The organism is Flavobacterium silvaticum, assembly GCF_012911565.1.
Taxonomy (GTDB): domain Bacteria; phylum Bacteroidota; class Bacteroidia; order Flavobacteriales; family Flavobacteriaceae; genus Flavobacterium; species Flavobacterium silvaticum.
Map to the genome: position 1 here is coordinate 266,414 of NZ_JAAMPU010000106.1, position 26,448 is coordinate 292,861.

25 protein-coding genes are annotated in these 26,448 nt (G+C 45.1%); 13 read left to right on the forward strand and 12 right to left on the reverse strand.

The window, feature by feature from the left end:
* Positions 1 to 35 precede the first annotated feature (35 nt).
* The 4 genes from G6047_RS11610 to G6047_RS11625 all read left to right on the forward strand — a co-directional run bounded on the left by G6047_RS11610 (position 36) and on the right by G6047_RS11625 (position 2,699).
* Positions 36 to 602 carry a hypothetical protein gene (locus tag G6047_RS11610; RefSeq protein ID WP_169527782.1) on the forward strand — a complete coding sequence of 189 codons (567 nt, stop codon included), beginning with the start codon at positions 36 to 38 and terminating at the stop codon, positions 600 to 602.
* Between the two features lie 160 nt (positions 603 to 762).
* Positions 763 to 1,554, forward strand: a complete 792-nt coding sequence (locus tag G6047_RS11615; RefSeq protein WP_169527783.1) for a glucose 1-dehydrogenase — start codon at positions 763 to 765, stop codon at positions 1,552 to 1,554.
* A 182-nt stretch (positions 1,555 to 1,736) separates the two neighbouring features.
* A complete protein-coding gene (locus G6047_RS11620) occupies positions 1,737 to 2,132 on the forward strand; it encodes a hypothetical protein (protein ID WP_169527784.1) in 396 nt (131 codons plus the stop codon).
* A gap of 63 nt (positions 2,133 to 2,195) precedes the next feature.
* Positions 2,196 to 2,699: a hypothetical protein gene (locus tag G6047_RS11625; RefSeq protein WP_169527785.1), complete on the forward strand. Its 504-nt coding sequence runs from the start codon at positions 2,196 to 2,198 to the stop codon at positions 2,697 to 2,699.
* A 13-nt stretch (positions 2,700 to 2,712) separates the two neighbouring features.
* Here G6047_RS11625 and G6047_RS11630 read toward each other — a convergent pair whose 3' ends face one another.
* Positions 2,713 to 3,063 carry a hypothetical protein gene (locus G6047_RS11630; protein WP_169527823.1) on the reverse strand — a complete coding sequence of 117 codons (351 nt, stop codon included), beginning with the start codon at positions 3,061 to 3,063 and terminating at the stop codon, positions 2,713 to 2,715.
* Entirely contained in the window at positions 3,063 to 4,037 is a 975-nt protein-coding gene (locus G6047_RS11635) for a polyprenyl synthetase family protein (RefSeq protein ID WP_169527786.1), read from the reverse strand. Before G6047_RS11635 ends, G6047_RS11630 begins: the two co-directional genes overlap by 1 nt.
* A gap of 77 nt (positions 4,038 to 4,114) precedes the next feature.
* Between G6047_RS11635 and G6047_RS11640 the strand changes: the two genes are divergently transcribed.
* The 8 genes from G6047_RS11640 (at position 4,115) to G6047_RS11675 (ending at position 15,359) form a co-directional block, all read left to right on the forward strand.
* Complete coding sequence (locus G6047_RS11640; RefSeq protein ID WP_317168286.1) at positions 4,115 to 4,771, forward strand: TetR/AcrR family transcriptional regulator; 657 nt, start codon at positions 4,115 to 4,117, stop codon at positions 4,769 to 4,771.
* An 11-nt stretch (positions 4,772 to 4,782) separates the two neighbouring features.
* Positions 4,783 to 6,120 (forward strand): TolC family protein, encoded by a 1,338-nt coding sequence (locus G6047_RS11645; RefSeq protein ID WP_169527787.1) that lies wholly within the window; start codon positions 4,783 to 4,785, stop codon positions 6,118 to 6,120.
* A 3-nt stretch (positions 6,121 to 6,123) separates the two neighbouring features.
* Positions 6,124 to 7,185 carry an efflux RND transporter periplasmic adaptor subunit gene (locus G6047_RS11650; protein WP_169527788.1) on the forward strand — a complete coding sequence of 354 codons (1,062 nt, stop codon included), beginning with the start codon at positions 6,124 to 6,126 and terminating at the stop codon, positions 7,183 to 7,185.
* 15 nt (positions 7,186 to 7,200) lie between these two features.
* Complete coding sequence (locus tag G6047_RS11655) at positions 7,201 to 10,386, forward strand: efflux RND transporter permease subunit (RefSeq protein WP_169527789.1); 3,186 nt, start codon at positions 7,201 to 7,203, stop codon at positions 10,384 to 10,386.
* A gap of 209 nt (positions 10,387 to 10,595) precedes the next feature.
* Positions 10,596 to 13,082, forward strand: coding sequence for a TonB-dependent receptor (locus G6047_RS11660; protein WP_169527790.1), 2,487 nt, complete (start codon positions 10,596 to 10,598; stop codon positions 13,080 to 13,082).
* Positions 13,083 to 13,166: 84 nt separating this feature from the next.
* Positions 13,167 to 13,499 carry a hypothetical protein gene (locus tag G6047_RS11665; protein WP_169527791.1) on the forward strand — a complete coding sequence of 111 codons (333 nt, stop codon included), beginning with the start codon at positions 13,167 to 13,169 and terminating at the stop codon, positions 13,497 to 13,499.
* A gap of 1 nt (position 13,500) precedes the next feature.
* A complete protein-coding gene (locus G6047_RS11670; protein ID WP_169527792.1) occupies positions 13,501 to 13,794 on the forward strand; it encodes a hypothetical protein in 294 nt (97 codons plus the stop codon).
* Between the two features lie 2 nt (positions 13,795 to 13,796).
* Entirely contained in the window at positions 13,797 to 15,359 is a 1,563-nt protein-coding gene (locus G6047_RS11675; protein ID WP_169527793.1) for a PepSY-associated TM helix domain-containing protein, read from the forward strand.
* Positions 15,360 to 15,419: 60 nt separating this feature from the next.
* Here G6047_RS11675 and G6047_RS11680 read toward each other — a convergent pair whose 3' ends face one another.
* Together G6047_RS11680 and G6047_RS11685 are read right to left on the reverse strand one after the other, a co-directional pair.
* Entirely contained in the window at positions 15,420 to 15,764 is a 345-nt protein-coding gene (locus tag G6047_RS11680) for a toxin-antitoxin system YwqK family antitoxin (protein ID WP_211165434.1), read from the reverse strand.
* Between the two features lie 176 nt (positions 15,765 to 15,940).
* Entirely contained in the window at positions 15,941 to 16,918 is a 978-nt protein-coding gene (locus G6047_RS11685; protein WP_169527794.1) for a TlpA family protein disulfide reductase, read from the reverse strand.
* A gap of 159 nt (positions 16,919 to 17,077) precedes the next feature.
* On the opposite strand from G6047_RS11685, the gene G6047_RS11690 reads away from it, so the two are divergent.
* Complete coding sequence (locus tag G6047_RS11690; protein ID WP_169527795.1) at positions 17,078 to 17,830, forward strand: SDR family NAD(P)-dependent oxidoreductase; 753 nt, start codon at positions 17,078 to 17,080, stop codon at positions 17,828 to 17,830.
* 222 nt (positions 17,831 to 18,052) lie between these two features.
* On the opposite strand, the gene G6047_RS11695 is transcribed toward G6047_RS11690, so the two are convergent.
* From G6047_RS11695 to G6047_RS11730, 8 genes are all read right to left on the reverse strand, one after another.
* Complete coding sequence (locus G6047_RS11695) at positions 18,053 to 19,420, reverse strand: NADH-quinone oxidoreductase subunit N (protein WP_169527796.1); 1,368 nt, start codon at positions 19,418 to 19,420, stop codon at positions 18,053 to 18,055.
* Positions 19,421 to 20,872 (reverse strand): complex I subunit 4 family protein, encoded by a 1,452-nt coding sequence (locus G6047_RS11700; RefSeq protein WP_169527797.1) that lies wholly within the window; start codon positions 20,870 to 20,872, stop codon positions 19,421 to 19,423. It abuts the gene before it with no gap.
* A 4-nt stretch (positions 20,873 to 20,876) separates the two neighbouring features.
* Positions 20,877 to 22,790, reverse strand: coding sequence for an NADH-quinone oxidoreductase subunit L (nuoL, locus tag G6047_RS11705; protein ID WP_169527798.1), 1,914 nt, complete (start codon positions 22,788 to 22,790; stop codon positions 20,877 to 20,879).
* A gap of 1 nt (position 22,791) precedes the next feature.
* Positions 22,792 to 23,112: an NADH-quinone oxidoreductase subunit NuoK gene (gene nuoK, locus G6047_RS11710; protein ID WP_169527799.1), complete on the reverse strand. Its 321-nt coding sequence runs from the start codon at positions 23,110 to 23,112 to the stop codon at positions 22,792 to 22,794.
* Positions 23,112 to 23,627, reverse strand: a complete 516-nt coding sequence (locus G6047_RS11715; RefSeq protein ID WP_169527800.1) for an NADH-quinone oxidoreductase subunit J family protein — start codon at positions 23,625 to 23,627, stop codon at positions 23,112 to 23,114. Before G6047_RS11715 ends, nuoK begins: the two co-directional genes overlap by 1 nt.
* Entirely contained in the window at positions 23,627 to 24,169 is a 543-nt protein-coding gene (locus G6047_RS11720; RefSeq protein ID WP_169527801.1) for a NuoI/complex I 23 kDa subunit family protein, read from the reverse strand. Before G6047_RS11720 ends, G6047_RS11715 begins: the two co-directional genes overlap by 1 nt.
* A gap of 187 nt (positions 24,170 to 24,356) precedes the next feature.
* Positions 24,357 to 25,400: an NADH-quinone oxidoreductase subunit NuoH gene (nuoH, locus tag G6047_RS11725; protein WP_169527802.1), complete on the reverse strand. Its 1,044-nt coding sequence runs from the start codon at positions 25,398 to 25,400 to the stop codon at positions 24,357 to 24,359.
* A complete protein-coding gene (locus G6047_RS11730; protein ID WP_169527803.1) occupies positions 25,400 to 26,443 on the reverse strand; it encodes a 2Fe-2S iron-sulfur cluster-binding protein in 1,044 nt (347 codons plus the stop codon). Before G6047_RS11730 ends, nuoH begins: the two co-directional genes overlap by 1 nt.
* Between the last annotated feature and the right edge of the window lie 5 nt (positions 26,444 to 26,448).

The following is a 26,448-nucleotide window of genomic DNA, read 5'->3' on the forward strand; positions in this document are numbered from 1 at the left end:
ACTTTTATGCCAATTAGAAATACATGTCGAATGCTATGAAAACTGAGTTCCAAAAAATCGTTTGTGCCTTATTTTTTATGGTGTTGTCTATTAGCACTTCTTTTAAAATCCACGCTCAGGGAAATGATCTGCCCAAAGCGCGTTCTGACTTTTGGAATCATGTTCAGATTGGTGGCGGAATAGGTGCGAGTTTCGGATCCGGATATACAGATATAACCCTCGCGCCAGGTGCCATCTACAACTTCAACCAATATTTTTCGGCAGGTGTCGGATTGAACGGAAGTTTCGTTCAGTATAAAAGATACAGCGCTCTTGTAAGAGAATATGAATCATGGATCTATGGCGGAAGTATAATTGGTCTTGCCCAGCCGATTCCTCAAATCCAGTTATCGGTCGAACTCGAACAGCTTCGTGTCAACACTACTTTTGATACGTATTCAGATGGAAAGATACATGACGATTTCTGGAGTACCGGATTGTTTTTTGGAGCCGGTTTCCGCACACAAAACGTAACGATCGGACTACGATACAACGTGCTACACGATTCCGACAAAGCCGTGTATGCCGAACCATGGATGCCTTTTATCCGCGTCTATTTCTAAAACCGGCGCACATTCTCACTGAAAATAACTTTTTTAAAACAAATCTGTAAAAATTCGCATTTGTTTTTTTCACCTGAAACCAATTCCCGTTAATTAACCGATGGTTAACAGAGCCGGCATTTCCTGCTTCGGAACTTTATGAAAATTAAAAATAATTATCATGAGTTCATTTAAAGGAAAGACTGTCGTAATTACCGGAGCCGGGATGGGTCTGGGATTGGCAACCGCAAAAGTAATAGCCCAAAAAGGCGGAAATCTCTCACTTGTAGATTATAACGAGAAGGCGCTCGAAGATGCCAAAGCCGAATTGAAAGCCATCGCTCCCGATTCAAAAGTACTGACTATCGTAGCCGATACATCCAACGAAGAAGCCGTTAAAAATTACGTGGATAAAACGGTAGCCGAATTCGGGACGATTGACGGTTTTTACAACAACGCCGGAATTGAAGGGAAGCAGGCTCCGCTTGTGGAATACGACATTGACGTTTTCAAAAAAGTCATCGATATCAATTTGCTTGGTGTTTATTACGGACTTCGGTACATCATTCCGGTGATGCAGAAAAACGGTGGTGGTAAAATCGTCAACGTAGCATCTGTCGGGGGAATTCGCGGTGTCGTGAACCAAATGCCGTATGTCGCGAGTAAGCACGCCGTTTCCGGAATGACCAAAAATGCCGCCATCGAATACGGAAAAGACAATATTTTCACCAATGCCATTGCTCCCGGAGCCATCCTGACACCAATGGTCGCCGGAGCTTTCAAACAGGTAAATCCATCTGATCCTGCAGCCGCTGAAAAAGAATATGCACAGCGAAACCCGACACGCCGTTTGGGAAAACCGGAAGAAGTGGGTCATCTTGTAGCTTTCTTACTGAGCGATGAATGCCAGTATGTGAATGGGCAGACGATTGCCATTGATGGAGGCGAATCGAACCTGTATGGGAATTCCTAGCTTTCAGCAACATATCAACTAGTGCCCGACCTTCGCGTCGGGCTTTTTTTTAACAATTGATACAGAAAAAATGTAATACGGATTGAGTCCGGCAACGTAATTTCGGGATTCATCTATACGCCATGAAACTATTGTATGTTGCCACGATTTGTATGTTAGTTATTTGTTGCTCGGGCTTGAGAATGGAAAAGGTAGGCATTGTCTTTTCCAGTCGGCCCGACGTTTTGAACAGCGTCGGTTTACGCGAAAAGTGGAATGCGCTTTTGAAAAACCGCAACGACAGCATATCTGTCAATCCTGTCATCATCCGCAAATCCATCGATGACGAAACCAACCGTCCGTATTATTTCCTGTTTGCCCAATCTGAAGATTCACGCCTCAAAATGGCTCAATTGCTCTACCGCGAAAAACGTGATTTATATATCGATGCGAAAGAACCGGAAATCGTGATTTGTGATTGCGAAGACTATTCCCCGAGACGTGTCGATGGAAAATGGGTTTGTTATTCAGCTGAAGGCGGGAACGAGTGTGAGCTTGAAGTGATTGCTGCCGAAAACAAACGAACAGCTTCACGATAAGGATTCAATGAAATCTTCCTGAATCGTAAACAAAATGCACATATCTAACCAATTGTTTATACTATGGACATAACTGAAACCATTGAAATAGTTGAGGCGCTTGCAGCTGGACGCTCGCCATTGACCGGAGAAATGCTCGTTGGGGAAACCATATTGAACGATCGCACTATTATTCGTGCTTTGCAGATCGCCATTGACGAACTAAAAAAGGATACGAAGCAAAGTTTCGTAAAAGAAAAGAAGCCAAAAGATGAAGGGCATAAGGAAATCGATTATTTCCAACAGCCAAAATTCAATACGTTGAATCAGCCGGAAATAGACCAATTAAAAAAACAAATCGGACAATTGGGAATCGTCAGGATAGAAAATCTGCCGGAAAGTATCGTGAAAGCACGCATTCTTTATCCACGCGCCTATGAAGCCTGGTCGGTTAAAGAAAAGGAACTTTTGGGCAACGCGATGGAATTCACAAATGATTTAGAGGTTCTTTCCGACTGCTTCCAAAGAGGAAAAGGATCAATGCAAACCATGGGACAAAAATTGCTTTACGCAGCGAAGCAGGAATAAAATGATGCTAAAATCAAAACCGGTTCCGGAACCAAACCTTTTGCCATTCGCGTTTCAATACCAAAAAAGCGACCTGTTCTGACAGTGCTGAAATATCAGATCCGTCAAGGCTTTTGACATCGGCTTCCGAAACATCTATAATATAAAGTAAGTTCAGATATTCGGCGAAACGGTATTGGATGAGCCTGTAGATTTTTTCATGAAGCTGTATCTTCAATTCGACCGGCGTGGTGCTTTTAGGAAAATCGATTGCTTCATTGGCCAGATTGAAATCTTTGTTGAGCTGATCGATGAGTTTTTGGTACAAATCGTCTTTTTGGGCCTGATCGAGCAAATCGTCAGCGGAAACCGGGGCAATGAACATCATACCTGGCGTTGCATTAGACTTTGCCCGAACGACTCAAGCAATTCGCGTTTTTCACGTGTCAGGTTCAGCGAATCAAGGTTTGCGAAAGCCTTTTCGGTATATTCCCGAATGGCGTCACGTGTCGCATCTGAAGCTCCGGTGGCATTATAGATTTCTTTTACGGAAATAACTTTATCCGTATTATCATTCGGATGCACCGAATACAAATGGAGCAGTTGTTCGCGTTGTCCATCCTTTGCAAACTCAAGCGTCTTTAAATACAGATAGGTTTTTTTGTTTTCGATGATGTCGCCGCCTGTCTGTTTACCAAAGCTTTTGGGGTCGCCGAACGCATCGAGGTAATCATCCTGCAACTGAAACGCGATTCCAAGGTTACATCCGAATTGATAGATCGCATCCGAATCTTCATCTGAAGCACCGGCTATGATGGCGCCCATTTTCAAGGCTGCACCAACAAGGACTGCGGTTTTGCATTTTATCATATGCAGATATTCCGGCAGGGTCACATCGTCCCTGGTTTCAAAATCCACATCCCATTGCTGGCCTTCACACACTTCGATAGCCGTTTTGCTGAACAGTTTCGCCAGGTCGCGGAATACGGCCGGTTCGTACTGTTCGAAATACTGATAGGCCAATATCAGCATCGCATCGCCTGAAAGGATTCCAGTGTTCAGATCCCACTTTTCATGCACGGTTTCGTTCCCGCGACGCAAAGGAGCATCGTCCATGATGTCGTCGTGGACCAACGAAAAATTATGGAACATTTCTATGGCGAGTGCCGCCGGAAGTGCCTGTTTGTAGTCGGTTCCGAAAATTTCCGCAGACATGAGCGTCAGTATCGGCCGCATGCGTTTTCCGCCCAAACCTATGATATAGTCGATGGGCTCATACAATTGATTCGGCTCCTTGAGCAGTTGCTGCCCGAGTAGGTAATCTGAAAAAAAATCCTGGTACTGGCTAAGGGAATGCATGTTGGAATTTGATACGAAGGTAACATATTACGCTCTTTTCCCAATTATTCGGGCAATGTTAAAAAAATGTAAATACTTTGGAAACTTTTTTTGTGTTCAAAGTTTCCGATATACTTTTGCGCCACAATTTCAACGACTACATGAAGGAGAAAATCATTGCCAAAGCGACTGAAATGTTCCTGAAACTCGGTTTCAAGAGCGTGACCATGGATGATATTGCAGGAGAAATGTGCATCTCGAAGAAAACCATCTACAAGTTTTTCTGCAACAAAGAAGTACTGATAGAGGAAGCGACAGAAACGGTCCATCAAACCGTAAACGACGTTTTCGAATGCATGCAGGAAAAAGGATATAATCCGGTGGAAGAGAATTTCGAAATCCGGAAATACTTCAAAGGCATTTTCCAATCGGCAGAAACTTCACCGCTTTATCAGCTTAGGAAACATTATCCGGAAATCTATGAAACGGTGATTTCCAAAGAAAAGAACGAATGCTTCCGGTTCATGCAGCACAATCTCGAAAGAGGAATCGCCGAAGGATATTACAGGACCGATACAGATGTTGAGAATTCCATCGACTTCTATTACACCATCACCTTCCACATCAGCAGCAATACCGCTTTGGAAAAAGACGCACAGGCTAAGGAACTGGCGGCGCTTGTGTATCATACAAGAGCTATTTCGACACCAAAAGGCCTTGAAGAATTAGAAAAACAATTAGCAATCAATTCCTAAATAAAACTCCTATGAAAAAACTCCTCAGCATCCTTTTGCTTTCCTCGGCAATAGTGGTATCGGCTCAGGAAAAACCGCTGTCTTTAAAAGATGCCATCCAATTCGCGCTTCAAAACAAGGCCGATGCGAAAAAAGCAAAACTAGACGTGGAAAATGCCGGTTATCAAATCCAGGAAGCCAGATCCCAGGCCTTGCCGACCATTTCGGCAAACGGAAGCCTTACCTACAACCCTATTTTGCAGTCAAGTGCGTTGCCCGGTGAATTCTTTGGCGCGCCTGCCGGAACTATCGTTTTGGTTCCGTTTGGACAGAAATGGAATTCGACAGCCGGTTTCGCCTTGTCCCAAAAGATTTTCGACCTTACAGTTTTTACGGGGTTGAAAGCGGCAAAAACAACACGCGAATTCTATCAGATCAATGCCAACCTGACCGATGAAATGATCATCGAACGTGTCGCCGATGCTTATTACCAGGTACTCGTCGCAAGGGAACAATACACCGTTAATGACAGCAATTACGTAAAGACTTCACGTGTGCTCGATGTAATCAAAGGTCAATTCAACAACGGTCTGGCAAAGAAAATCGACCTTGACAGGACTACGGTACGTTTGTCTAACATAGGCACGCAACGCACCCAAAGCCTCAATACTGTCGAACTTCAGGAGAATGCCCTGAAGTTCTATATGGGAATGCCGAGCGCAACACCAATCACTTTGGCCAAAGAAGAAGTCGTGGTAAAACCATTGCCGCTGGAAGAACAAGCCGACGTAGAGCAACGCGTGCAATTCCAGGTCATGAAGAAAGAAGAACAGCTGCTTCAGTATCAGAAGAAAGCGGAAAAAGCGGGCTTCTATCCGAGTCTTTCACTCAGCGCCAATTACAATTATCAGGGATTGGGCAATGAATTCGTGTGGTTTTCCAAGCCTCAGAACGGTACGTATTGGACAGATTATTCATCTATCGGATTGAATCTGCACATACCGATTTTCACCGGATTCGGCACAAAGGCAAAAGTGGCGAAAGCCGATGTAGCCCTGAGAAAGCATCAGGAAGATATGGCGGATACGAAATTGAGCCTGCAGAAGGAATATTCAGATGCCATGGCCAACCTCAAAAACAACCTGGCCACATTGACCGACCAGACGGAAAACGTGCGTCTGGCCCAGGAAGTGACTTCGAACAACAAGAACAATTACATAAACGGATTGGCGACACTTACGGACTTACTTGATTCCGAAAATGAACTCATCCAGGCACAATCCAATTACAACACGGCATTATTGCGATACAAACTCGCCGAAATACAATACATCAAATCAAAAGGAGAACTCAAAACACTAGCTCAATAAACCATGAAAAAGAAATTCATTTATATCATCGCATTAGTGGCCGCAGTTGCGCTCATTGCTTTCGTGCTGACGAAGAACAAGGAAAAGAACGAAAACGAACAAAAAATAGTTTCACTTAAGAACAGTTCCATTTCCATTCGCGTGGATACGGTGGAAACCAAGCCTATCGAGGCACAATCCGTTTCCAACGGAACGTTCATGCCATCCCAGGAACTTAAATTCTCAGCCGAAAATTCAGGCCGTGTCCAAAAAGTTTTGGTCGATGAAGGCGATGTGGTAAGGATCGGGCAGACACTTGCCATCATAAAAGGCGATAAGCTTTCGGTCGATGTGGTCAGCGCACGTGCTGCTTACGATAATGCCGTAGCCGATGCCAAACGATATGAAAACGCTTTCAAGACCGGAGGTGTCACGAAACAGCAACTTGACCAGGCGCAGTTGACGCTTTCAAATGCCAAAGCCAAATTAGATCAGGCCAATATTTCTTTTGGCGATGCGAGTATCAAAGCGACCATCAACGGAATCGTGAACAAGAAAATGATCGAACCCGGATCTGTCGTTTCTCCCGGAACCGAACTGTTCGAACTGGTAAACGTTTCCAAACTTAAACTGACCGTGACTGTTCCGGAAGCCCAGGTTCCGGCTCTTAAAAAAGGAAATACGGTCAAAGTAAAAGCAAGCGTATATCCGGACAAGGAATTCTCGGGTAAAATTTCGTTCATAGCTCCAAAAGCAGACGAATCTTTGAACTTTCCGGTCGAAATCGAAATCGCAAACAATCCGAACAACGAACTTAAAGCCGGAATGTATGGAACCGCTGATTTTGGTGGCTCCGAACAACAAAAACCGATTCGCACCATATCACGCAACGCGTTTGTAGGCGGTGTGAACGCAGGACAGGTATTCATTGTCAAAGACAGTGTCGCAACACTGAAGAAAATCACTCCGGGACGTGTCTTCGGTGATAAAGTGGAAGTCCTTGACGGTTTGCAGGACGGCGAAATCGTCGTCATCAGCGGACAGATCAATTTAACGAACGGCGCCAAAGTCAGCATCCTGAAATAAGCCAAACGAAACATTATGAAAATAGCAGAAATATCCATAAAGCGGCCGACGCTTATCATCGTGCTGTTTATCATACTGACGCTGGGCGGATTGTTCAGCTTTAGTAACCTCAGCTACGAACTCATCCCGAAATTCGAGATCAACGTGGTGACCATCGCGACAGTTTATCCGGGAGCATCGCCGGCTGAGGTCGAGAATACCGTGACACGTAAAATCGAAGATGCGGTAGGATCTTTGGAATTAGTGAAGAAAGTCGAATCGAAATCCTATGAAAGCCTGTCGCTCGTCATGGTTACGCTTGAAGCGGAGGCAGATGCCGATTATTCCCTCAACGATGCCCAGCGAAAAATCAACGCCATAGAAAAAGATTTACCGGAAGATGTGGATCCGCCATCGTTGACGAAGTTCTCGATCTCCGATTTGCCTGTAATGACTTTAGGTGCTACAGCCAATATGGACGAAGTGAAGTTCTATGATTTGCTCGACAAAAAAATCGAACCGATACTTGCCCGTGTAAACGGTGTGGCCCAGGTGACACTTGTCGGCGGACAGGAACGCGAGATCCAGGTGAGCCTCGACCAGGAAAAGCTTAAAGGTTACGGCTTGTCTATTCCGGCTGTGCAGCAAGTGATTTTGTCTTCGAACCTCGACTTCCCTACCGGAAACCTTCAAACGCGTGAGAGCAAAATGCTTATCCGTCTGTCCGGAAAATACAAGAACGTCCAGGAAATGCGAAACCTTGTGGTGTCGAGTAAAAATGGCATCCAGATTCGTCTTGGCGATATTGCCGATGTCCAAGATGCACAAAAGCAGGTCGAGAAGATTTCACGCGTCGACCAAAAGAGTGCTATTGCGATCCAGATCATCAAACAGACCGATGCCAACGCGGTAACATTAAGTGAAGATGTGAAGGCCGCCATCGCAAAAATCGAGAAAGATTACGCCAAAGAAGGTGTCAAACTGGAAGTGGCAAACGATACCAGTGACTTTACGCTGGTTGCCGCCGACGGTGTCATACACGATTTGTTCTACGCGGTTTTCCTCGTGGCATTCGTGATGTTGTTCTTCCTTCACAGTATCCGGAACGCGTTTATTGTAATGGTGTCTATCCCGGCATCTTTGATCGCGACGTTCATAGGTATTTACCTTATGGGTTATACCCTGAACCTGATGTCGTTGCTTGGACTTTCACTCGTGGTAGGTATTCTTGTGGATGATGCCATCGTGGTACTCGAGAACATTTACCGACACATGGAAATGGGCAAGAACCGCGCACGCGCTGCTTTTGACGGAACGGCCGAGATTGGGTTTACGGTAACGGCGATCACACTTGTCATCATCGTGGTTTTCTTACCGATTGCCATGAGTACCGGATTCGTGGCCAACATCATCACCCAGTTCTGTGTCACCGTTGTCATTGCGACTTCATTATCGTTGCTGTCATCGTTTACGCTGATTCCATGGCTTTCGTCCCGATTCGGAAAATTGGAGCATATTACTGGAAAGAATCTGTTTGGCAGGATCATCTTAGGTTTTGAAAGAGGCTTGGACCGATTCACCGATTGGGTTTCGGGAATCCTCAAATGGTCACTGGCTTCAAGATGGAAAAAAGTCATTTCACTGCTGATCATCGTCGGACTATTCATATCTTCCATCATGCTTGTTGGTGGTGGTTTCATCGGAGGTGAATTCTTCCCTAAAATGGACCGCGGACAGTTCATCGTCCAATTGGAATTACCAAAAGATGCCTCAGTCGAACAAAGTAACTGGGCAACCCAAAAAGCAGAGAAATTTCTGTCGGAACAAAAAGAAGTGACGAAACTGATCACGACGGTCGGACAAATTTCCGGTGGATTCTCAGGTGTACAAACTACTCCATATAAATCTGAAATCACCGTGACTTTGGTCGACAGAAAAGACCGCAAGGACAATACTTTTATCTATGCCGCGAACACCAAACGCGAATTGCAGAAAATCCTCGTTGGAACACAGGTCAAAACTGTTCCCGTAAGTATCATGGGTGGTGCCGACGACGCACCACTGATGCTGACCATTACCGGAAACGATAATGAAAGCGCGATGAAATTCGCCGAATCAGCAGCTGCAGAACTCGCAAAAATTTCGGGTGCGACAGAAATCAAATTGACCTCGGAAAACGGATCGCCGGAAATCAACGTCCAGGTAGATCGCGATAAGATGGCGGCTTTGGGACTTGACCTCCAAACGGTCGGAATGACAATGCAGACGGCATTCAACGGAAACACCGATGGTAAATTCCGTGCAGGCCAATACGAATACGACATCAACATCCGCTTCAACGAATTCGACCGTTCGAACATTGATAATGTGCGGAACCTCGTTTTCACCAATACCGCCGGACAACAGATAAAACTATCTCAGTTCGCCAATGTGACTGAAGGTTCCGGCCCGAGTTTGCTCGAAAGACGCGACAAATCGGCAGCTGTCAGCATCCAGGCACAGACTGTCGGTAAATCGGTACAGACCGTAGCTACCGAATGGGAAGAAAAATTCTCGAAACTCCCAAGACCGGCAGGTGTCGGATATGTTTGGGGAGGTGAGATCGAGAACAGCCAGGAAGGTTTCGGAACACTCGGAATCGCTTTGCTTGCGGCCATCTTGCTTGTCTATCTTGTAATGGTCGCGTTGTACGACAGCTTCGTGTATCCGTTCGTGGTCTTGTTCTCTGTGCCGCTTTCGTTTATCGGGGCGCTGTACGCACTCGCGCTGACGAATAATACATTGAACATCTTTACGATCCTCGGTGTAATCATGCTTATCGGATTGGTTTGTAAGAACGCTATCCTTCTGGTCGACTTTACCAACCACCGGAAAGAAGCTGGAGAATCTACCTATAATGCATTGATCCAGGCGAACCATGCCCGTCTTCGTCCGATTTTGATGACGACGATCGCGATGGTTTTCGGTATGGTGCCGATTGCGGTCGCTTCAGGTGCAGCAGCCGAGATGAACAATGGATTGGCCTGGGTAATCATCGGCGGATTGATATCTTCCCTGTTCCTGACCCTGATCATCGTTCCGGTTGTCTATTCGATTTTCGACGGATTGATCAGACGAACCAGAAAAGGTAAAAAAGCTACCGATTACGCTGGATTGATCACTGAAGAATACACCCCGACGGAAGTAAGCGAAGACGGATTTACGACAAAACATTCGGTCTAATCCAATCCAAATACCACTACAAAACCTGCCAGAACACGGCAGGTTTTTTTATGGATTTAAGTCAGGATTCCACAATTGTTTTTTTATCTGTTAAAAAAATCAGGTGTTGACAGAAATCACGGTTTATTTATTTTTATTTAGAATTAATAAAAATAGTGTTGTTTTACTTGGATTTAGGCAGTAATTTCGCCTCGTTAAAAAACTACCTTATGACATCTAAATCGATCAAACATCTCTTTCAGTTGCTGGTTGTACTCCTATTCAGTTTTGCGACTGACGCACAAACGGGAACAATTACCGGAACAGTTACCCTAAGCACAACTGACGCCCCGGAAAACATTTCCGTCGTACTCAAAAATACCCAGATTGGAACCGTGACCAATGCCCAGGGTGTTTATGAAATCAAAAATATCAAACCAGGAACATATGTGCTGCGTGTCTCTCTTGTGGGTTATTCTTCAAAAGAGACGACCATTACAGTCACTGCAAACCAAACGGTATCACAGGATTTTACACTGACTGCCGGCGAACAACGACTTTCCGAAGTCATAGTAGAATCGGCAAAAGTCAACAAATATGCCCGGAAGGAAAGTGCTGTAGTTTCAAAAATGCCGCTTAAAGACATCGAAAATCCTCAGGTTTACAACACCATTTCGGCTGAATTGCTCAAAGAACAAAACATTACGACATTCGATGATGCCTTAAAGAATGCACCCGGAATTGACCGCTTGTGGGAATCTACAGGCCGTGGCGGAGACGGTGCCGGATATTTCAGCCTTCGCGGGTTTGCCGTCCAACCGACCATGGTGAACGGCCTGCCCGGACTGAGCAACGGAAGTCCCGATCCTGCCAACATCGAACGTATCGAAGTGATCAAAGGACCTTCCGGAACCTTGTTCGGGAGCAGCCTGATTTCTTACGGCGGCCTCATCAACGTCACCACGAAAAGGCCTTATAACAGTTTTGGCGGATCTATCAGTTACATTGGCGGAACGTACGGCCTGAACCGCGTCACAGCCGACATCAATACCCCAATAGGAACAGACAACAAAGCAGCAGTTCGACTCAATGCCGCTTACCACAATGAAAACAGCTTCCAGGATGCCGGTTTCCGCAAATCGGTATTCGTCGCACCTTCATTGACCTATGAAGTGAATGACAGGCTTTCATTTTTTGTAAACACCGAATTCTACAACGGAAAAAGCACGAACCAAACCATGCTGTTCGTAGACCGCGGCTCCGAGCTTCGTGTGCACAATCCGGACGAACTGGGTTATGACTACAAACGATCTTACACCAGCAACGATTTGTTCCTTGAAACACCTACGTATAATCTGCAGGGACAAATGATCTATAAGATTTCAAAGAACTGGACGTCCCAGACTGCCGTTTCGCGTTCATCGGCAAAATCGCGGGGTTATTACTCCTATTTGTATGAAGTGACGAGCACGGTAGCATCTATGTCCGGCACTCCTATAAACGATGGAATCATCCTGGCCCGATTCACGAGCAAGCAGGATTTCGAAGCCATCGGAACGGATATACAACAAAATTTCATAGGTGAATATTCGCTTGGTTCCATCAAAAACAAATTCATCGGCGGACTCGATTATTATAATATGAATACGCTGAGCAACAGCACGGGTTACGGAAACCAGGGCTTTATCAATATTGGTGTCGACGAGGCGTATTTCGCTGCGGTCGCCCCCTCTCTCCACGCCTTTTACGGAACACCAATGGGAACGCGTGCCGATGACACGGGCGTTTTGACACAGGACGGTGCCGATGCGGGAATTGCAGCTTTAGCCAATCCGGGAACAGATTATTACAAGACACGCCAGGATATTTATAGCGCTTACGTTTCGAACGTGACGTATTTCCTGCCAAACCTTTCTGCTATGGTGAGCCTCCGTTTTGATCGTTTTATGAGCGATGGAGATGTGACGACTTCCGATGACGATTACAACCAATCGGCCTGGTCGCCAAAATTCGGTTTGGTCTATCAGCCAATCAAAGATAAAGTGGCCGTTTTTGCCAATTACATGAACGGATTCAGCAATGTCGCCCCGATCAATACCGGAAGTGCCGTGTTGATTTTTGATCCGGAACAGGCGAACCAGTTTGAATTCGGTACTAAAATAAACCTGCTTGGCGACAAACTGGTCGGTTCGGCAAGTTACTATCACACTAAAGTTTCCAATAAAGTCCTCAATGTCGCCCCGGAAGTGTATACACAAGGCGGCGAACAGGTCAACAAAGGATTCGAAGCGAGCATCACGGCCAATCCGTTCGAAGGACTTAACCTTGTGGCTGGCTACAGCTACAACGACAGCGTTTTGGAACAAGCCGACATCAACTCCGGTTTTGCAGGAATGCGTCCGGAAAGTGCCGGCCCGCGTAACCTGGCCAACCTTTGGGCGAGTTATAAATTCGGGAACGGAAGCCTCAAAGGATTCGGGCTTGGGTTCGGCGGAAATTACGCCAGCGAAAACAAAGTGTTCAACCGCAGCAATGCCGGAACGTTCACTTTACCCGAATATACGGTTTTCAATGCATCGGTATTCTACAACATCGCCGCTTTCCAGGTGAACCTGAAACTGGATAACATCGGCAATAAAGAATATTACAAAGGATGGTCTACGATCAGCCCGCAGGATCCGAGGACATTTTCGGCCAGCGTCACTTACAATTTTTAATTGTGTTGAGTTAGTTTAGTTTTTGAAAGCAATGGCCCCGGAGTGATTCGGGGTCTTTGTTCTTGTCCTTGTATATTTGCACACATGATCACTTTAGGCGCCTTTTTGGTTTTCTGCGGATTTTTCTCGGCTTATGCAACGTCGCGAAAAGCAATTCCTGTGAGTCATTCACAACCCGGAAAATGGTTTTCACATGATCCGAAACGTTCTAAAATGATTTCGTTGGTATTCTTTATCCTGTCACTTGCGCTATTCATCTGCGTTAAAGGATTGCTTTCCGGAATATTCTTATTTACGATAACGCTGATGGTTTTCGGAAGCCTGATCGTGATTTTGACCCCGTTGCGGTTGTTCTCTCCGGCAGTTGTATTCGTTGTTTTTGCATTGCTGTTTTTAGCAGAATTTATTTTAGTCTGATATGCCTGCAAATCCAAAATACCTGACAACTTCCACGCTTCAGCGTTTCCTCAAGATAAGCGCGGCCATTGTTGGAGGCTACTTGGTTTCGGCGAGTTTCCACCTGATGCTGACAGCTTATTTTGACAAAGGAATCGTGCTGATAACCTCAGCTTACACCGGATTTATAGTGTGGGCGGCACTAATGATTGTCGCGTTTTTATTCAAAAGCGGATGGAAAGCCTGGACCACTTATGCCGGACTATCGATAGCATTCCTTTTACTCACCTATTTTGGGCTGATGCTTGACAACTAGACATGGACAATCGCAAATACAACATATTTTTTCATTTGCATACGGTAAGCGGAATCGTGGTTTCGGTGGTGCTTTTTGTGATCTTTTTTGCGGGCTCTTTTTCTTTTTTCCGTGCCGATTTCAACGACTGGCAAGCCAACCGATACAGTCCGGCAGATAAATACCTGCATGTTGATTTTGACGATACTCTGGCTTCGCTTGATTCTGCTTATTCGCTCCAGGGACGAAGCATTGAAATATCGCGTCCGCATGCCGAAAATCAATTTGTCGTCAACCTCGAACCGACAAAGGATTCGCTTGCTCCTAAAAAAGCCCGGACTGCACATTATCTGTACATCGATCCCAAAACATTTAAAGCTGAGACTTACGAGGAATCATACAAGATTGGCGAGTTTTTGTATCGATTGCACTTTTTTGCACAAATCCCATATCCGTACGGGTATTATCTGTCCGGGTTTACGGCCTTGTTCTTTTTGTTTGCGATTATAACCGGCGTTTTGGTTCATTGGAAAAAAATCGTTTCCAACTTCTATGTTTTCCGTCCCAAAGAAAAACTCAAAACGCTTTGGACGGACGCGCATACGGCTTTGGGAATGATCGGGCTTCCGTTCCAGTTTGTCTATGCCGTGACTGGAGCTTTTTTTATGCTCAATATTTTTCTGGTAGCCCCGAGTGTATTTACGTTTTATGGCGGAGATCAGGTAAAGTTGTACGACGAACTCGGTTACCTGCATCAGAAATATGAATTTACCGGTAAGCCAATCGGCACACAATTGCACTTTGATGACCTTATCCAAAAAGCAGAACGCCAATTTGCTTCTTTCCGGATTGGAAGCATCCATATTGAAAACTACGGAGATTCGAGCCAGCATATACTCGCCGAAGGTTCCGTGCCAAAAAGCTCCAGATTCAATGGTTTGGGAGAAGTGGTTTTTGACGCAGGCGGAAATGTCGTCCATAAAAAAGATCCATATGTCAGCGCCGGTTATCTTGAAATGACGAAAGACTTATTGTACCGCATCCATTATGGTGATTATGCCGGCTATGCGATCAAATCCATTTCGTTTTTGTTCGGAATCATTACGTGTTTCGTGATTCTTTCGGGTGTGATGTTGTGGCTCGTGGCCCGAGACAAGAAGAATCTGGACGAAAAGAAAAGAAAGTTCAACAACAGAGTCGTCCACATTTACCTGGCTATTTCTCTGAGTATGTTTCCTGTCATCGCTGCTACTTTCATAGCGGTAAAATTGTATCCGGATGCCGGGATGGAATTCCTTTACAGCTTTTATTTTGTGGGTTGGCTGCTACTTTCGCTGTTTTTCATCTGGAGAAAGAACAATGAATTTACTACATTTTATTCACTGATCCTTGGAAGTCTGATAGGACTATGCATCCCGTTGGCGAACGGATTGGTTACAGGGAATTGGTTCTGGAAGGTTCTGTTTTCTGAATTCCATCCTGCTTTTGTGGATGTTTTCTGGATTGGCATTTCTGTGATTGCGTTGACTGCCGGACTCAAAATGACTAAAAAACTCCCGAATCAAGGCACTTCATCCAAATTCTAATTATCATATAATAAAAAAGGCCGTCAGTAGTGACAGCCTTTTCGTTTTCAGAATTAATAGTTAGTTGCGGTTGGCCACAGCTTCCTGTTTCCAGTTTTTGACGGCAGCTACACGGCTGTCGGCATAGTCCACTTCACTAAGCGTTTGCTCGTTCCAGAAGAACCATTTCCCGGTTTTTTGTCCTTTGCTGTATTCTCCTATTGATTTCTTGTTTCCGTTTGCATCGAAAGCAACCCATTTTCCGTCCGCTTTTCCATCTTTGAAGAAACCTTGTTGGGCGATAGACCCATTATCGTGGTAATATGTTGCTTTTACAAGTCCGCCGACAGCTTCGAGTTTTGGTCCGTTGTGGGCAGATACCGCAATAACACTCATCATCACGGCTGCTAAAATGTACTTTTTCATTATAGTAGGTTTTTACGGTTAATAATAATTACATAACAAACCTAATCAATTTATTTACACTAACAAAACTTTCGCTTAACAATTACGTAACATTGAATAAAACTTAACATTGGGAAAATTTAAGCCATGAAAAAACCCAGCAATTAGCCGGGTTTTCATAAAAAATAGGTGCTTTTTTACTTGACCAATTTGTCAAGAACAGCTTTCAAAGCCGGGTCAGATGGACGAGGTGCATCGGCATTGATGACTTTTCCATCTGGTCCGATCAGGATGAAACGCGGAATTCCTGTGATTCCATATGCTTTGATGAATTCGGAATTCCAATCGTTATCGGCCATTAACTGCACGCCACCGAGTTTTTTGTCGTCCACGAATTTCTTCCATTTGTCATGATCCTTTTGGGCATCGATTGAAATACTCACAAATTCGATGTTCTTTCCATGATAGGCCTCTTCTATTTTTTGAAGATGCGGAATTTCACCTCGGCAAGGCCCGCACCATGTAGCCCAATTGTCAATATAAACATATTTTCCTTTGAAATCGGACAGTTTTGTTTTACCGCCTTTGTGGTTTTCATAATCGAAAGTCGGGGAATCCGCACCGTTTAATTTAGAGATGGCAGATTTGCTTGCCGCCATTTGGGCCAATTGCCCCTTTAATTGCTGCATTCCGCCGGAGATTTGCTGACGAAACAATTCATCTACTTCCTTATCGGCAACTTTCTCATTGGCTCCTTTGATCATATTATCTACCAAAGAATTCAAAGCTGCTTCATCACCTTTTTCCATAGCATTGTCCAATCCTTCACGTTGGAGTCCGAGCCAGGCAAGGATATTGTTTTCTTTGGAGCCTTTTCCCGTGTAAGCGATTGATTCATCGAACATTTTTGCATCCATCTTCAGGTTGACATCAAACCCAGGTGCCAGGAAGAGGCTTGTGACCTCGGTACCATCTCCCAGTTGATAAAATCCTTTTGGTGCATCAAACGTATCTGTAAAGGAACCGTTCTTACCGACGATTATTTTATTGAAGTTCTGGCCTACAATCCGGATTGTGTCACTATTGCGGTTTTCGATTTTTGCCGTGAACTTCACTTTGTCCTGGGCAAAAAGTCCTGCCGTTGCGAACAAAAGAGCATAAGCTAATTTTTTCATGTTGTGTTTTTTAAGGAGCATAAAGATAAAGAAATAATTCTGTGAAGTCGCCTAAAAAAATCTGCCAAGGTCTTGTTAATACTAAGCTAAAGCCCGATTTGTGCTATTTTTTGATCCATAATCAAAGTAACTTCAGGCAACATTAAAAATTTTCAAATTATGTCATTATTAAAAGATAAGGTGGCTTTTGTTTCAGGCGGTGGATCTGGAATTGGTAAAGCCACTGCAGTCGCTTATGCCCGCGAAGGTGCCAAAGTTGTGGTATCTGATGTCAACGCAGAACACGGAGAACAAGTTGCTTCTGAAATCAAAAATTCAGGAGGCGAGGCTCTTTTCATCAAGGCCGATGCTTCAAAAGCAGAAGATAACAAAAACCTTGTAGCTGCTATCGTTGAAAAATACGGACGCCTCGATGTGGCTTTCAACAATGCCGGAATTGGCGGAAAGCCTGCACTTACAGGAGAAGTAGAGCCGGCAGATTGGGACAAAGTGGTCGCATTGAACCTAAGCGGCGTGTTTTATGCCTGTCGCTACCAACTCGAACAAATGGACAAGCAAGGCGGAGGCGTGATCGTGAATATGGCTTCGATCCACGGAACGGTTGCTGCTCCAATGTCTTCGGCTTACACGGCGACCAAACACGGTGTCGTAGGTCTTACCAAGAATATCGCTGCGGAATACGGCCAGAAGAATATTAGATGTAACGCCGTTGGCCCGGGATATATCAAAACGCCATTGCTCGATGCCAACCTTGACAAAGCCGCGATGGATGGAATTGCCGCGAAAGCTTCTATGAACCGATTGGGAACGCCGGAAGAAATTGCAGATTTAGTGGTTTTCTTGAGTTCCGATAAATCGTCGTTTACCACCGGAAGTTATTTTATTTCAGATGGAGGATACACTGCGGTGTAATTCAGCCCTATTGTTTCAACAGATATGCATCTAGCCCGGAGGAAGTGTAAACCTTGCCGAACCGGGCTTTTTGTTTTTACCCGTTTCACAGAGCGACTTTAGAAGCTCCTGTGAAACGGCTGTAAAAGCAAAAGCGCGGAAGGCAACTTGAAGCGGACGATGGATCAGCTCCAAAAAAAAAACACCCTGGAACCAGAGTGTTTATATTCAGAAAGATGTTTCTTAAATAAGATTGTTTACCAACGACGGGAACAAGCCCATAGCGAGATTGAGCAATAAAGCAATGGCAGCAACCACAACATAGATCGGTTTTGGATTTTCGACAGGATCAAGCGCATCTTTGGTGTACATAGCGAGAATCAGCTTGAAATAATAACCGACGCTGATTATCGAGTTGATGACAGCTGCGATTACAACAACCAGATAACCGGCATTGATGGCGTGCATGAACAAACCAAACTTGGCAAAGAAACCTGCAAAAACAGGAATTCCGGCCATAGAAAGCAAAGCTCCTGTAAGCAACGCCGCCATTACCGGATGTTTTTTTCCGAAGCCGTTGAAGTTATAGATATTTTCATCTTGTTTGTCGCGGCAAACGTTCAATACAACGGCAAACGCTGCAACACCGGCCAAGGCATACGCTGCTGCATAATACCAAAGTACACTGGCAGAATTCGCAAGGTTAAGGAACGCCATAAGCATATAACCCGCATGTGCGATTCCGGAAAAAGCGAGCATACGTTTTACATTTTCCTGACGCAAAGCCATGATATTCCCGAGTGTCATGGATGCTATGGAAACAGAAAGCAAAACCCATTCATAGGCCACGGAAAGTTGGGCGTTCATTCCAGTCAGAAGTTTGTAAAAAGTTGCGATAGCGACAATCTTAGCCAACGTACTCATGATGGAAGTCGTCAGTGCAGGTGAACCTTCATAGACATCGGGCGCCCAGAAATGGAACGGAACGGCAGCGATCTTGAACAGCATTCCGATAGTCAATAATACGATTCCGATAAAGAACCAATCCGGTAATTCCGCGGAACTCGAAAGTTCTGAAATCTCAGCGATATCGAAAGTTCCCATGGCTCCGTAAATCAGGCAGATCCCAAAGAGGATAATACCTGAAGCAAATGAACCCAACAGGAAATATTTCATCCCGGCTTCATTGCTGCGGACGTTCATGCGGTTACTGGCAGCCAGGATATACAGCGAAATGGAAAGCACTTCGATCCCGAGGAAAAACATCGACAGGTTTCCGAAAGACACCATGGCGACAGCTCCGGCGAGCATAAAGACTTTTATGGCGACAAAATCTGAAATCTTGGCGTGTTCGCGTCGATAGAAATCATCGGACATTGAAATAAGCAGAATGGCCAGGACAATGAAAATGGACGAAAAAGCCACAGAGAAATTATTGACGACAATCATGTTGCCGTAAAAACCTTTCTGCAATCCGTAATCATTCATGGTCACGCCCAGGGCAACCAGCAGTCCGACAACCGTAAATGGCACGATGCCTTTGCGGAAGTTGAGAATTTCAAGCAACAGGCACAATACACCTAATCCCGTTATGATAAGTAATGTATTCATTTATAGAAGTCTAGGTCCAGAGTGTATTAAAAACATGATTTGGTGAATGCTCGGTGCAATCAGGTCGTTTATGGGTTTCGGATATAAACCGAAGAAAAATGTAACTGCGATTATGATTGAAAAAGTCAATCCTTCTGACCAGGAAACATCGCGGAATGGCTTTTTATTCGTTTCCCCCAGCATCACATTCTGGAACATCTTAAGCATATAGTAAGCCCCGAGTATGATGGTCAGTCCTCCAATTATGGCAAACCATACTTTCTTGAAGAACAACGAATACAACACGGTAAATTCCCCGACAAAGTTGAATGTGGTAGGCAAGGCTACGGATGCCAATACCATAATCATAAACATCGAGGTGAATTTTGGCGCCTGTGAACGTATGCCTCCCATTTCTGATATTTCACGGGTTTGGAGCCTGTCGATTATGATATCTGCAGCAAGGAACAATCCGACGATGGCGAATCCGTGCGAAATCATTTGCAATACGGCACCACTAAGACCGTCTTTATTCAAGGTGTAAGCACCGGCCGCAATCAATCCGACGTGGGCCAATGAGGAATAGGCAAGTAATTTTTTGAGGTTCTTCTGACGCAAAGCCACGACAGATCCGTAAAGAACGCCAGCCAATCCGAACCAGATAAAGATAACCATGAATGATTTTGCCGCCAAAGGAGCAATCGGCAATTGCCAACGCAGAATACTGTAAAGCCCCATTTTAAGCATGATGCCTGACAGCAACATGGTTCCCGCAGTCGGTGCTTTTTCATAAACGGCAGCCTGCCACGTATGGAAAGGAATCAATGGAATCTTAATGGCGTACGCCGCAAAGAAAGCCAGGAAAATCCAGATTTGTTCCGTTTTGGATAAGTCTAATTTTGCAAGATCGGTCCACATAAAAGAACCGGCCTTGGTATACAAATACGCAAAAGCAGCCAGCATGAAAAGAGAACCGGCAAACGTGTAAATAAAGAATTTGACAACGGCCCGCTGACGGTCTTTGTGTTCCCCGCTTCCCCAAAGTAATGCAATGAAATAAATTGGTATAAGTGCCAATTCCCAGAAAATGTAATACACGAATCCGTCAAGGGCGAGAAAAGTTCCGGCCATCGCAAATCCCATGAACATAATGAGCGAATAGAACGATTTGGCATTCTGGATATTCCTTCCGAACGTAGACAATATGATAAGTGGCAGTAATGCGGTAGTCAGCATCAGCATGGCAAGAGACAATCCGTCACCGCTCAAAGCAACATGTATATTCGGTTTTTGGCTCCACAGATAACTTACGCCGACAACTTCTTTTGCGTTGTGTTTGCACAAAACCAACCACGAAGCGCCCAAAGCGACAACCGAAGTCAGCAACGCGGTTTTGGAAGCCCATTTATCTCCGCTCAAAAAGCTGAGCAATGCGCCGGCAAATAATAGTATCAGGACAATACTTACATCCATTCTGTCAGACAATTTTATTATAGAACAAATACGATACGATGGCCACCATTCCCATCACGAAAAAGAAAAGGTAACGACCGACGCTTCCGTTTTGGAGCAATCTTCCCTGGTCGCCAATGGCATTGGTGACTTTTCCGAAACCATATACAAATCCGGATAAAGCCGTTTCAAGCGTATCGCGGAAAAATGTCGAAAGTGCGTTGATTGGTTTTACAAACAGGAATTCATAAGCCTCATCGATGTAATATTTATGGTAGAGAACTTTGTGCAAGCCTGTCATTTCTTCGTCGGCTGGCGGAACTTCTCCTTTTTTGAGGTATTTGGCGTATGCGATCCCGATTCCGATCAATCCGCCAATTACCGCAACAGCCATCAATGCGTATTCGGTCGTTCCAAGATGATGCTCACCGTGTTCTTTAGCGCCTAGAACCGGAGCCAGATACTGATTGAGCCAACTCGCACCCGGAAAACTAATCAATCCGCCGATAGCTGCAAGAATAGCGAGAACTATCAATGGAAATGTGATCAAAGCCGGGCTTTCGTGAAGGTGATGCTTTTGCTCTTCTGTTCCGCGGAAATCCTTAAAGAATGTCAGGTACAACAATCGGAACATATAAAAAGCTGTCATGATGGACGCAACAGATCCGATTACATACAATACTTTATTTTCATGGAAAGCTGTCATCAGGATTTCATCTTTGGAGAAGAAACCGGAAAATGGCGGAATTCCTGAAATGGCAAGAGATGAAATAAGGAATGTGATATAGGTTATCGGCATCCATTTTTTCAAGGCACCCATTTTTCTCATGTCCTGTTCCCCATGCAATGCGTGGATGACAGAACCGGAGCCAAGGAACAAACAGGCTTTAAAGAATGCGTGTGTAATCACATGGAAAACAGCAACTTCATAAGCGCCAAGTCCCAAAGCCAAAAACATGAGTCCCAACTGGGAAACCGTTGAATACGCGAGTACTTTTTTGATGTCATTCTGGACAAGCCCGATAGTCGCCGCAACAATCGAAGTGACGGCTCCGACTATCGCAATTACATTCTGGACATTCGGGGCAAGGTCGAAAAGGAAATGCATCCGTGTCACCATGAAAATACCGGCTGTCACCATAGTCGCCGCATGTATCAATGCAGAAACCGGAGTCGGGCCAGCCATGGCATCCGGAAGCCAGGTGTACAATGGAATCTGGGCACTTTTTCCGCAGGCACCAATAAATAACGCAAGTGCAGCTATTGATAATGCTGATATAAATTTCATCTGTTGAGGTTCCTGCAAAAGCGAAAGCTTAAATTTAATTGCGTCTGGAATCTGAGCATAATCAAGCGTTTTTGTCAGATAAGCAATTATAAACATCCCAATAAGAAACCCGAGGTCACCAATACGGTTCATTATGAACGCTTTCTTTGCCGCATCGTTATAATCCTGGTTTTTATACCAGAACCCAATTAACAGGTAAGAACACAATCCGACACCTTCCCATCCGATGAACATCACGAGCAAATTGTCTCCTGTGACGAGCAGCAACATGAAAAAGATAAAAAGGTTCAGGTAAGCAAAGAACTTATGACGGTTCTCATCATCGTGCATATAAGACACCGAATACAGGTGGATCAACGTCCCGATTCCGGTAACGAACATAAGCCACAACAACGAAAGCTGGTCGAGCAGAATGCCCATATTGACCGTGACTTTGCCGAAGCTGAACCATTCAAAAAGATTGACCTGTACCGGAGTAGCCGTTTTATTGATCTGAAGAAAATACATCAGCGTCACACAAAACGAAATAAAAACCGCAAAAGTAGCCAGATATCCCGCGCCGTTATGCCCTGCTTTTTTCCCGAAGAAAACATTCAGTATAAAACCGGCCAGTGGCGCCAAGAGTAAAAGTAAAATGTAAGTTTGATCCATGCTATCCTTTCAGATTTTTTAGGTTGTCGATGTCGATCGAATTCAGGTTCCTGAAAATCGACACGAGTATTGCGAGCCCGACTGCAACTTCAGCAGCGGCAACGGCCATTGAGAAAAATACGAACACCTGTCCTTGTGCGTCCTGGTGATACGTTGAGAAAGCGACGAACAACAGGTTGACGGCATTGAGCATGATTTCAATCGACATGAAAACGATGATCGCATTGCGCCGGTACAACACCCCGAAAACCCCAATGCTGAACAAAATCACGCAAAGGAAAATATAATTCTCGATCCCGATCTGGTTTAGAACATTCCCCATTATTTCTTCTCGGTTTTTTCGCGTTTGGACAATAGTACGGCCCCAATCATTCCCACCAGCAACAATACCGATGCGAATTCAAACGGAACCATATATTCATTGAGCAATACATTGCCCAGTACTTTAATGGATTGGTAATCGACTCCTGTATCGTCATAAGGCCCGACAATCGGTTTGGTCTGGATGAAAATCGCCAGTAAAACCAAACACGTCAGGATGAAAATGATTCCCGCGGCTAGCCTTGTCGTACGCGGTTTGTGGACTTCATCTTCTTTGTTCAGGTTCATGAGCATGACCGTAAACAGGAACAAAATCATGATAGCCCCGGAATACACGATCACGTGGACAACAGCCAAAAACTGAGCGTTGAAAAGCAAATAATGGCCGGCAACCGAAAAAAAGCAAAGTACCAAATAAATCGCACTGTGGATTGGGTTTTTGGTAAACACGGTAAGGAAAGCGGTCGCCAGTGTAACGGCCGACAGAATAAAGAAAATAATCAATACCGTACTCATCAGTTCTGTCTGTTTTTAGCGTTAGCCATAGCCATTTCGAGCGGCATGACCAATTTGTCTTTGCCGAAGATAAAGTCTTCGCGGTCGTAACTCGCCGGAACCAACACTTTGGATTCGGTAAGGTAAATGGCGTCTTTCGGACAAGCTTCTTCACACAATCCGCAGAAAATACAACGCAGCATATTAATCTCATAGACCGATGCGTATTTTTCTTCTCGATATAAATGTTTTTCGTCCGGTTTGCGTTCGGCAGCCGTCATCGTGATGGCTTCGGCCGGACACGACAACGCACAAAGCCCACAGGCCGTACAATTTTCACGACCTTGTTCATCGCGCTTGAGCATGTGTTGGCCGCGCCAGATTCCGGCACGCGTACGCACTTCTTCCGGATATTTTACCGTGACCTTACGTGTAAACAAGTGTCCGATCGTAATGAAAAGACCCTTCACGATCGCCACCAGATACAGGCTCTCCCAAAAAGTCATCTTTTTGTTTGAAACCTCTTTTTTGCGCCCCGAAAGGGACATTGTCTGTACTGACATCAATTTATTATTTATTCGCCAAGGCGATTTTTTATTTTTTAGGAGCTGTTTCCGGCTATCCGCTCCACCCGAGCGCAGCGAACTGGCCGAACACCTTTAAACAATTTTTCCTTTGTGAGGCAATCTTTTGTTCGCTAACAAAGCTTCACAAAAGGATGCCGCTGCTATCCGGGCTAGGGCAATCGGCTTAAAACAACTTTCCGTCGTGCCACAAAATAATGACCCCTGTAATAAAGATATTCGCTATCGCCAACGGAATCAGGCCTTGCCAGCCCAAACGCATCAATTGGTCGTAACGGAATCTCGGGATTGTCCATCTCACCCACATAAAGAAAAAGATGAACGCACATATTTTAATGAACAAAACGGCTATTCCAATTCCATTTGCGGCATTCACGCCCCAATGCTCAACAGCCCAGGCCATTCCGGGATAATTGTAAGCCCCGAAATAAAGCACTGCCAGAATGGTCGAGGAAATGAACATACTCGCATATTCAGCAAACAGGTAAAAGCCCATTCGCATCGATGAATATTCAGTGTGATAACCGCCAATCAATTCGGCCTCGCACTCGGCAAGGTCAAATGGTGTACGGTTGGTTTCGGCGAATGAACATACCAGAAAAATGATGAAACCTAGTGGTTGGTATAACACGTTCCAATGCCATTCTGCCTGTTGTTCGCTAATAGTCTTTAGGCTCAAATCGCCCGACATCATCAATAAAGCGATCAGCGACATTCCCATGGCAACTTCATAGGAAATCATCTGGGAAGCGGCACGCATGGCACTCATCAGGGAGAACTTGTTGTTGCTCGCCCATCCGCCGATCATGATTCCATAAACTCCGACAGACAAAACCCCAAAAACGTACAAGACTCCAATATTGATATCGGTCGCCTGTAAAATCACGGTCCGTCCGCCAATGATCAATTTGTCGCCCCAAGGAATTACGGCGCTAGTCATCAAAGCAACGCTCATCGAAATGGCAGGTCCGGCGACGAAAAGGAATTTATTCGGTGTATTCGGAAGGAATTCTTCTTTCGAGAACAGTTTCATACCATCGGCCAGCGGTTGTAAAAGGCCTAATGGCCCTGCGCGGTTCGGCCCGATACGATCCTGGAGCCAGGCCGCTACTTTGCGTTCGGCCCACGTGGAATACATTGCCGCCAGCATCGTTATCGCGAAGATGGTGAAAATGAAAATAGACTTTTCTAAGATAATCGCCTGATCCATTATACGTTTCCTTCTTTAAAGATTTCTGTTTCCTCAGGTCGCAACGGTCGTGAAGCCATCGAAATTTTCTTGCGGTCTTCTTCGCGTCCGAGCAATATTTTTTCTTCGGTCTCGATCACAACCGGCGCAATGTTACGGGTGTAATTGTTGGCGTTGATAACCGAATCCTTCTCGAATTTACGAGGCCCTTCGATAACCCAGTCGTTCACATCCTTGTGATCGAAACGACATTCGTTACAGATGAATTCCTCGACTTCGTGATATACATCTTTGCGTCCGGTGACACGCTGGATCTCGTTTCCGAACATCCAAACGGTGGTCTTTCCACAGCATTTATCGCAATTGCGATGTGCGTTGTAAGGCTTGTTGAACCAGACGCGCGATTTGAACCGGAACGTCTTATCGGTTAACGCACCGACAGGACATACGTCGATCATGTTTCCTGAGAATTCATTGTCGATCGCTTTGGAGATGCAGGTCGAGATATTCGAATGATCGCCTCTGTCGAGAACGCCGTGTACACGTCCGTCAGTCAACTGATCGGCAACCATCACACAACGATAGCACAAAATGCAACGGTTCATGTGCAATTGGATGTTCGGGCCGATATCTTCGGGTTCGAACGTCCGTTTTTCCTCAATGTAACGCGTTTGCGATTTTCCGTGTTTGAAGCTCAGGTTCTGCAAATCACATTCGCCCGCCTGATCACAAACCGGGCAATCGAGCGGGTGATTTATCAGCAAAAATTCAGTCACCGATTTACGTGCATCGGTCACTCTTTCGCTTGAGATGCTGTTGACTTCCATTCCGTCCATGACGCCTGTAACGCAGGACGCCATCAGTTTTGGCATCGGGCGCGGATCGGCTTCACTTCCTTTTGAAACTTCCACCAGGCAACAACGGCATTTTCCGCCGCTTCCTTTGAGTTTCGAGTAATAGCACATGGCCGGAGGAACGCTTTCGCCTCCAATCATGCGCGCCGCCTGCAGGATCGTGGTTCCTGGTTCGACGTCTATGCTTTGACCATCAATGGTTACTTTCATAATTG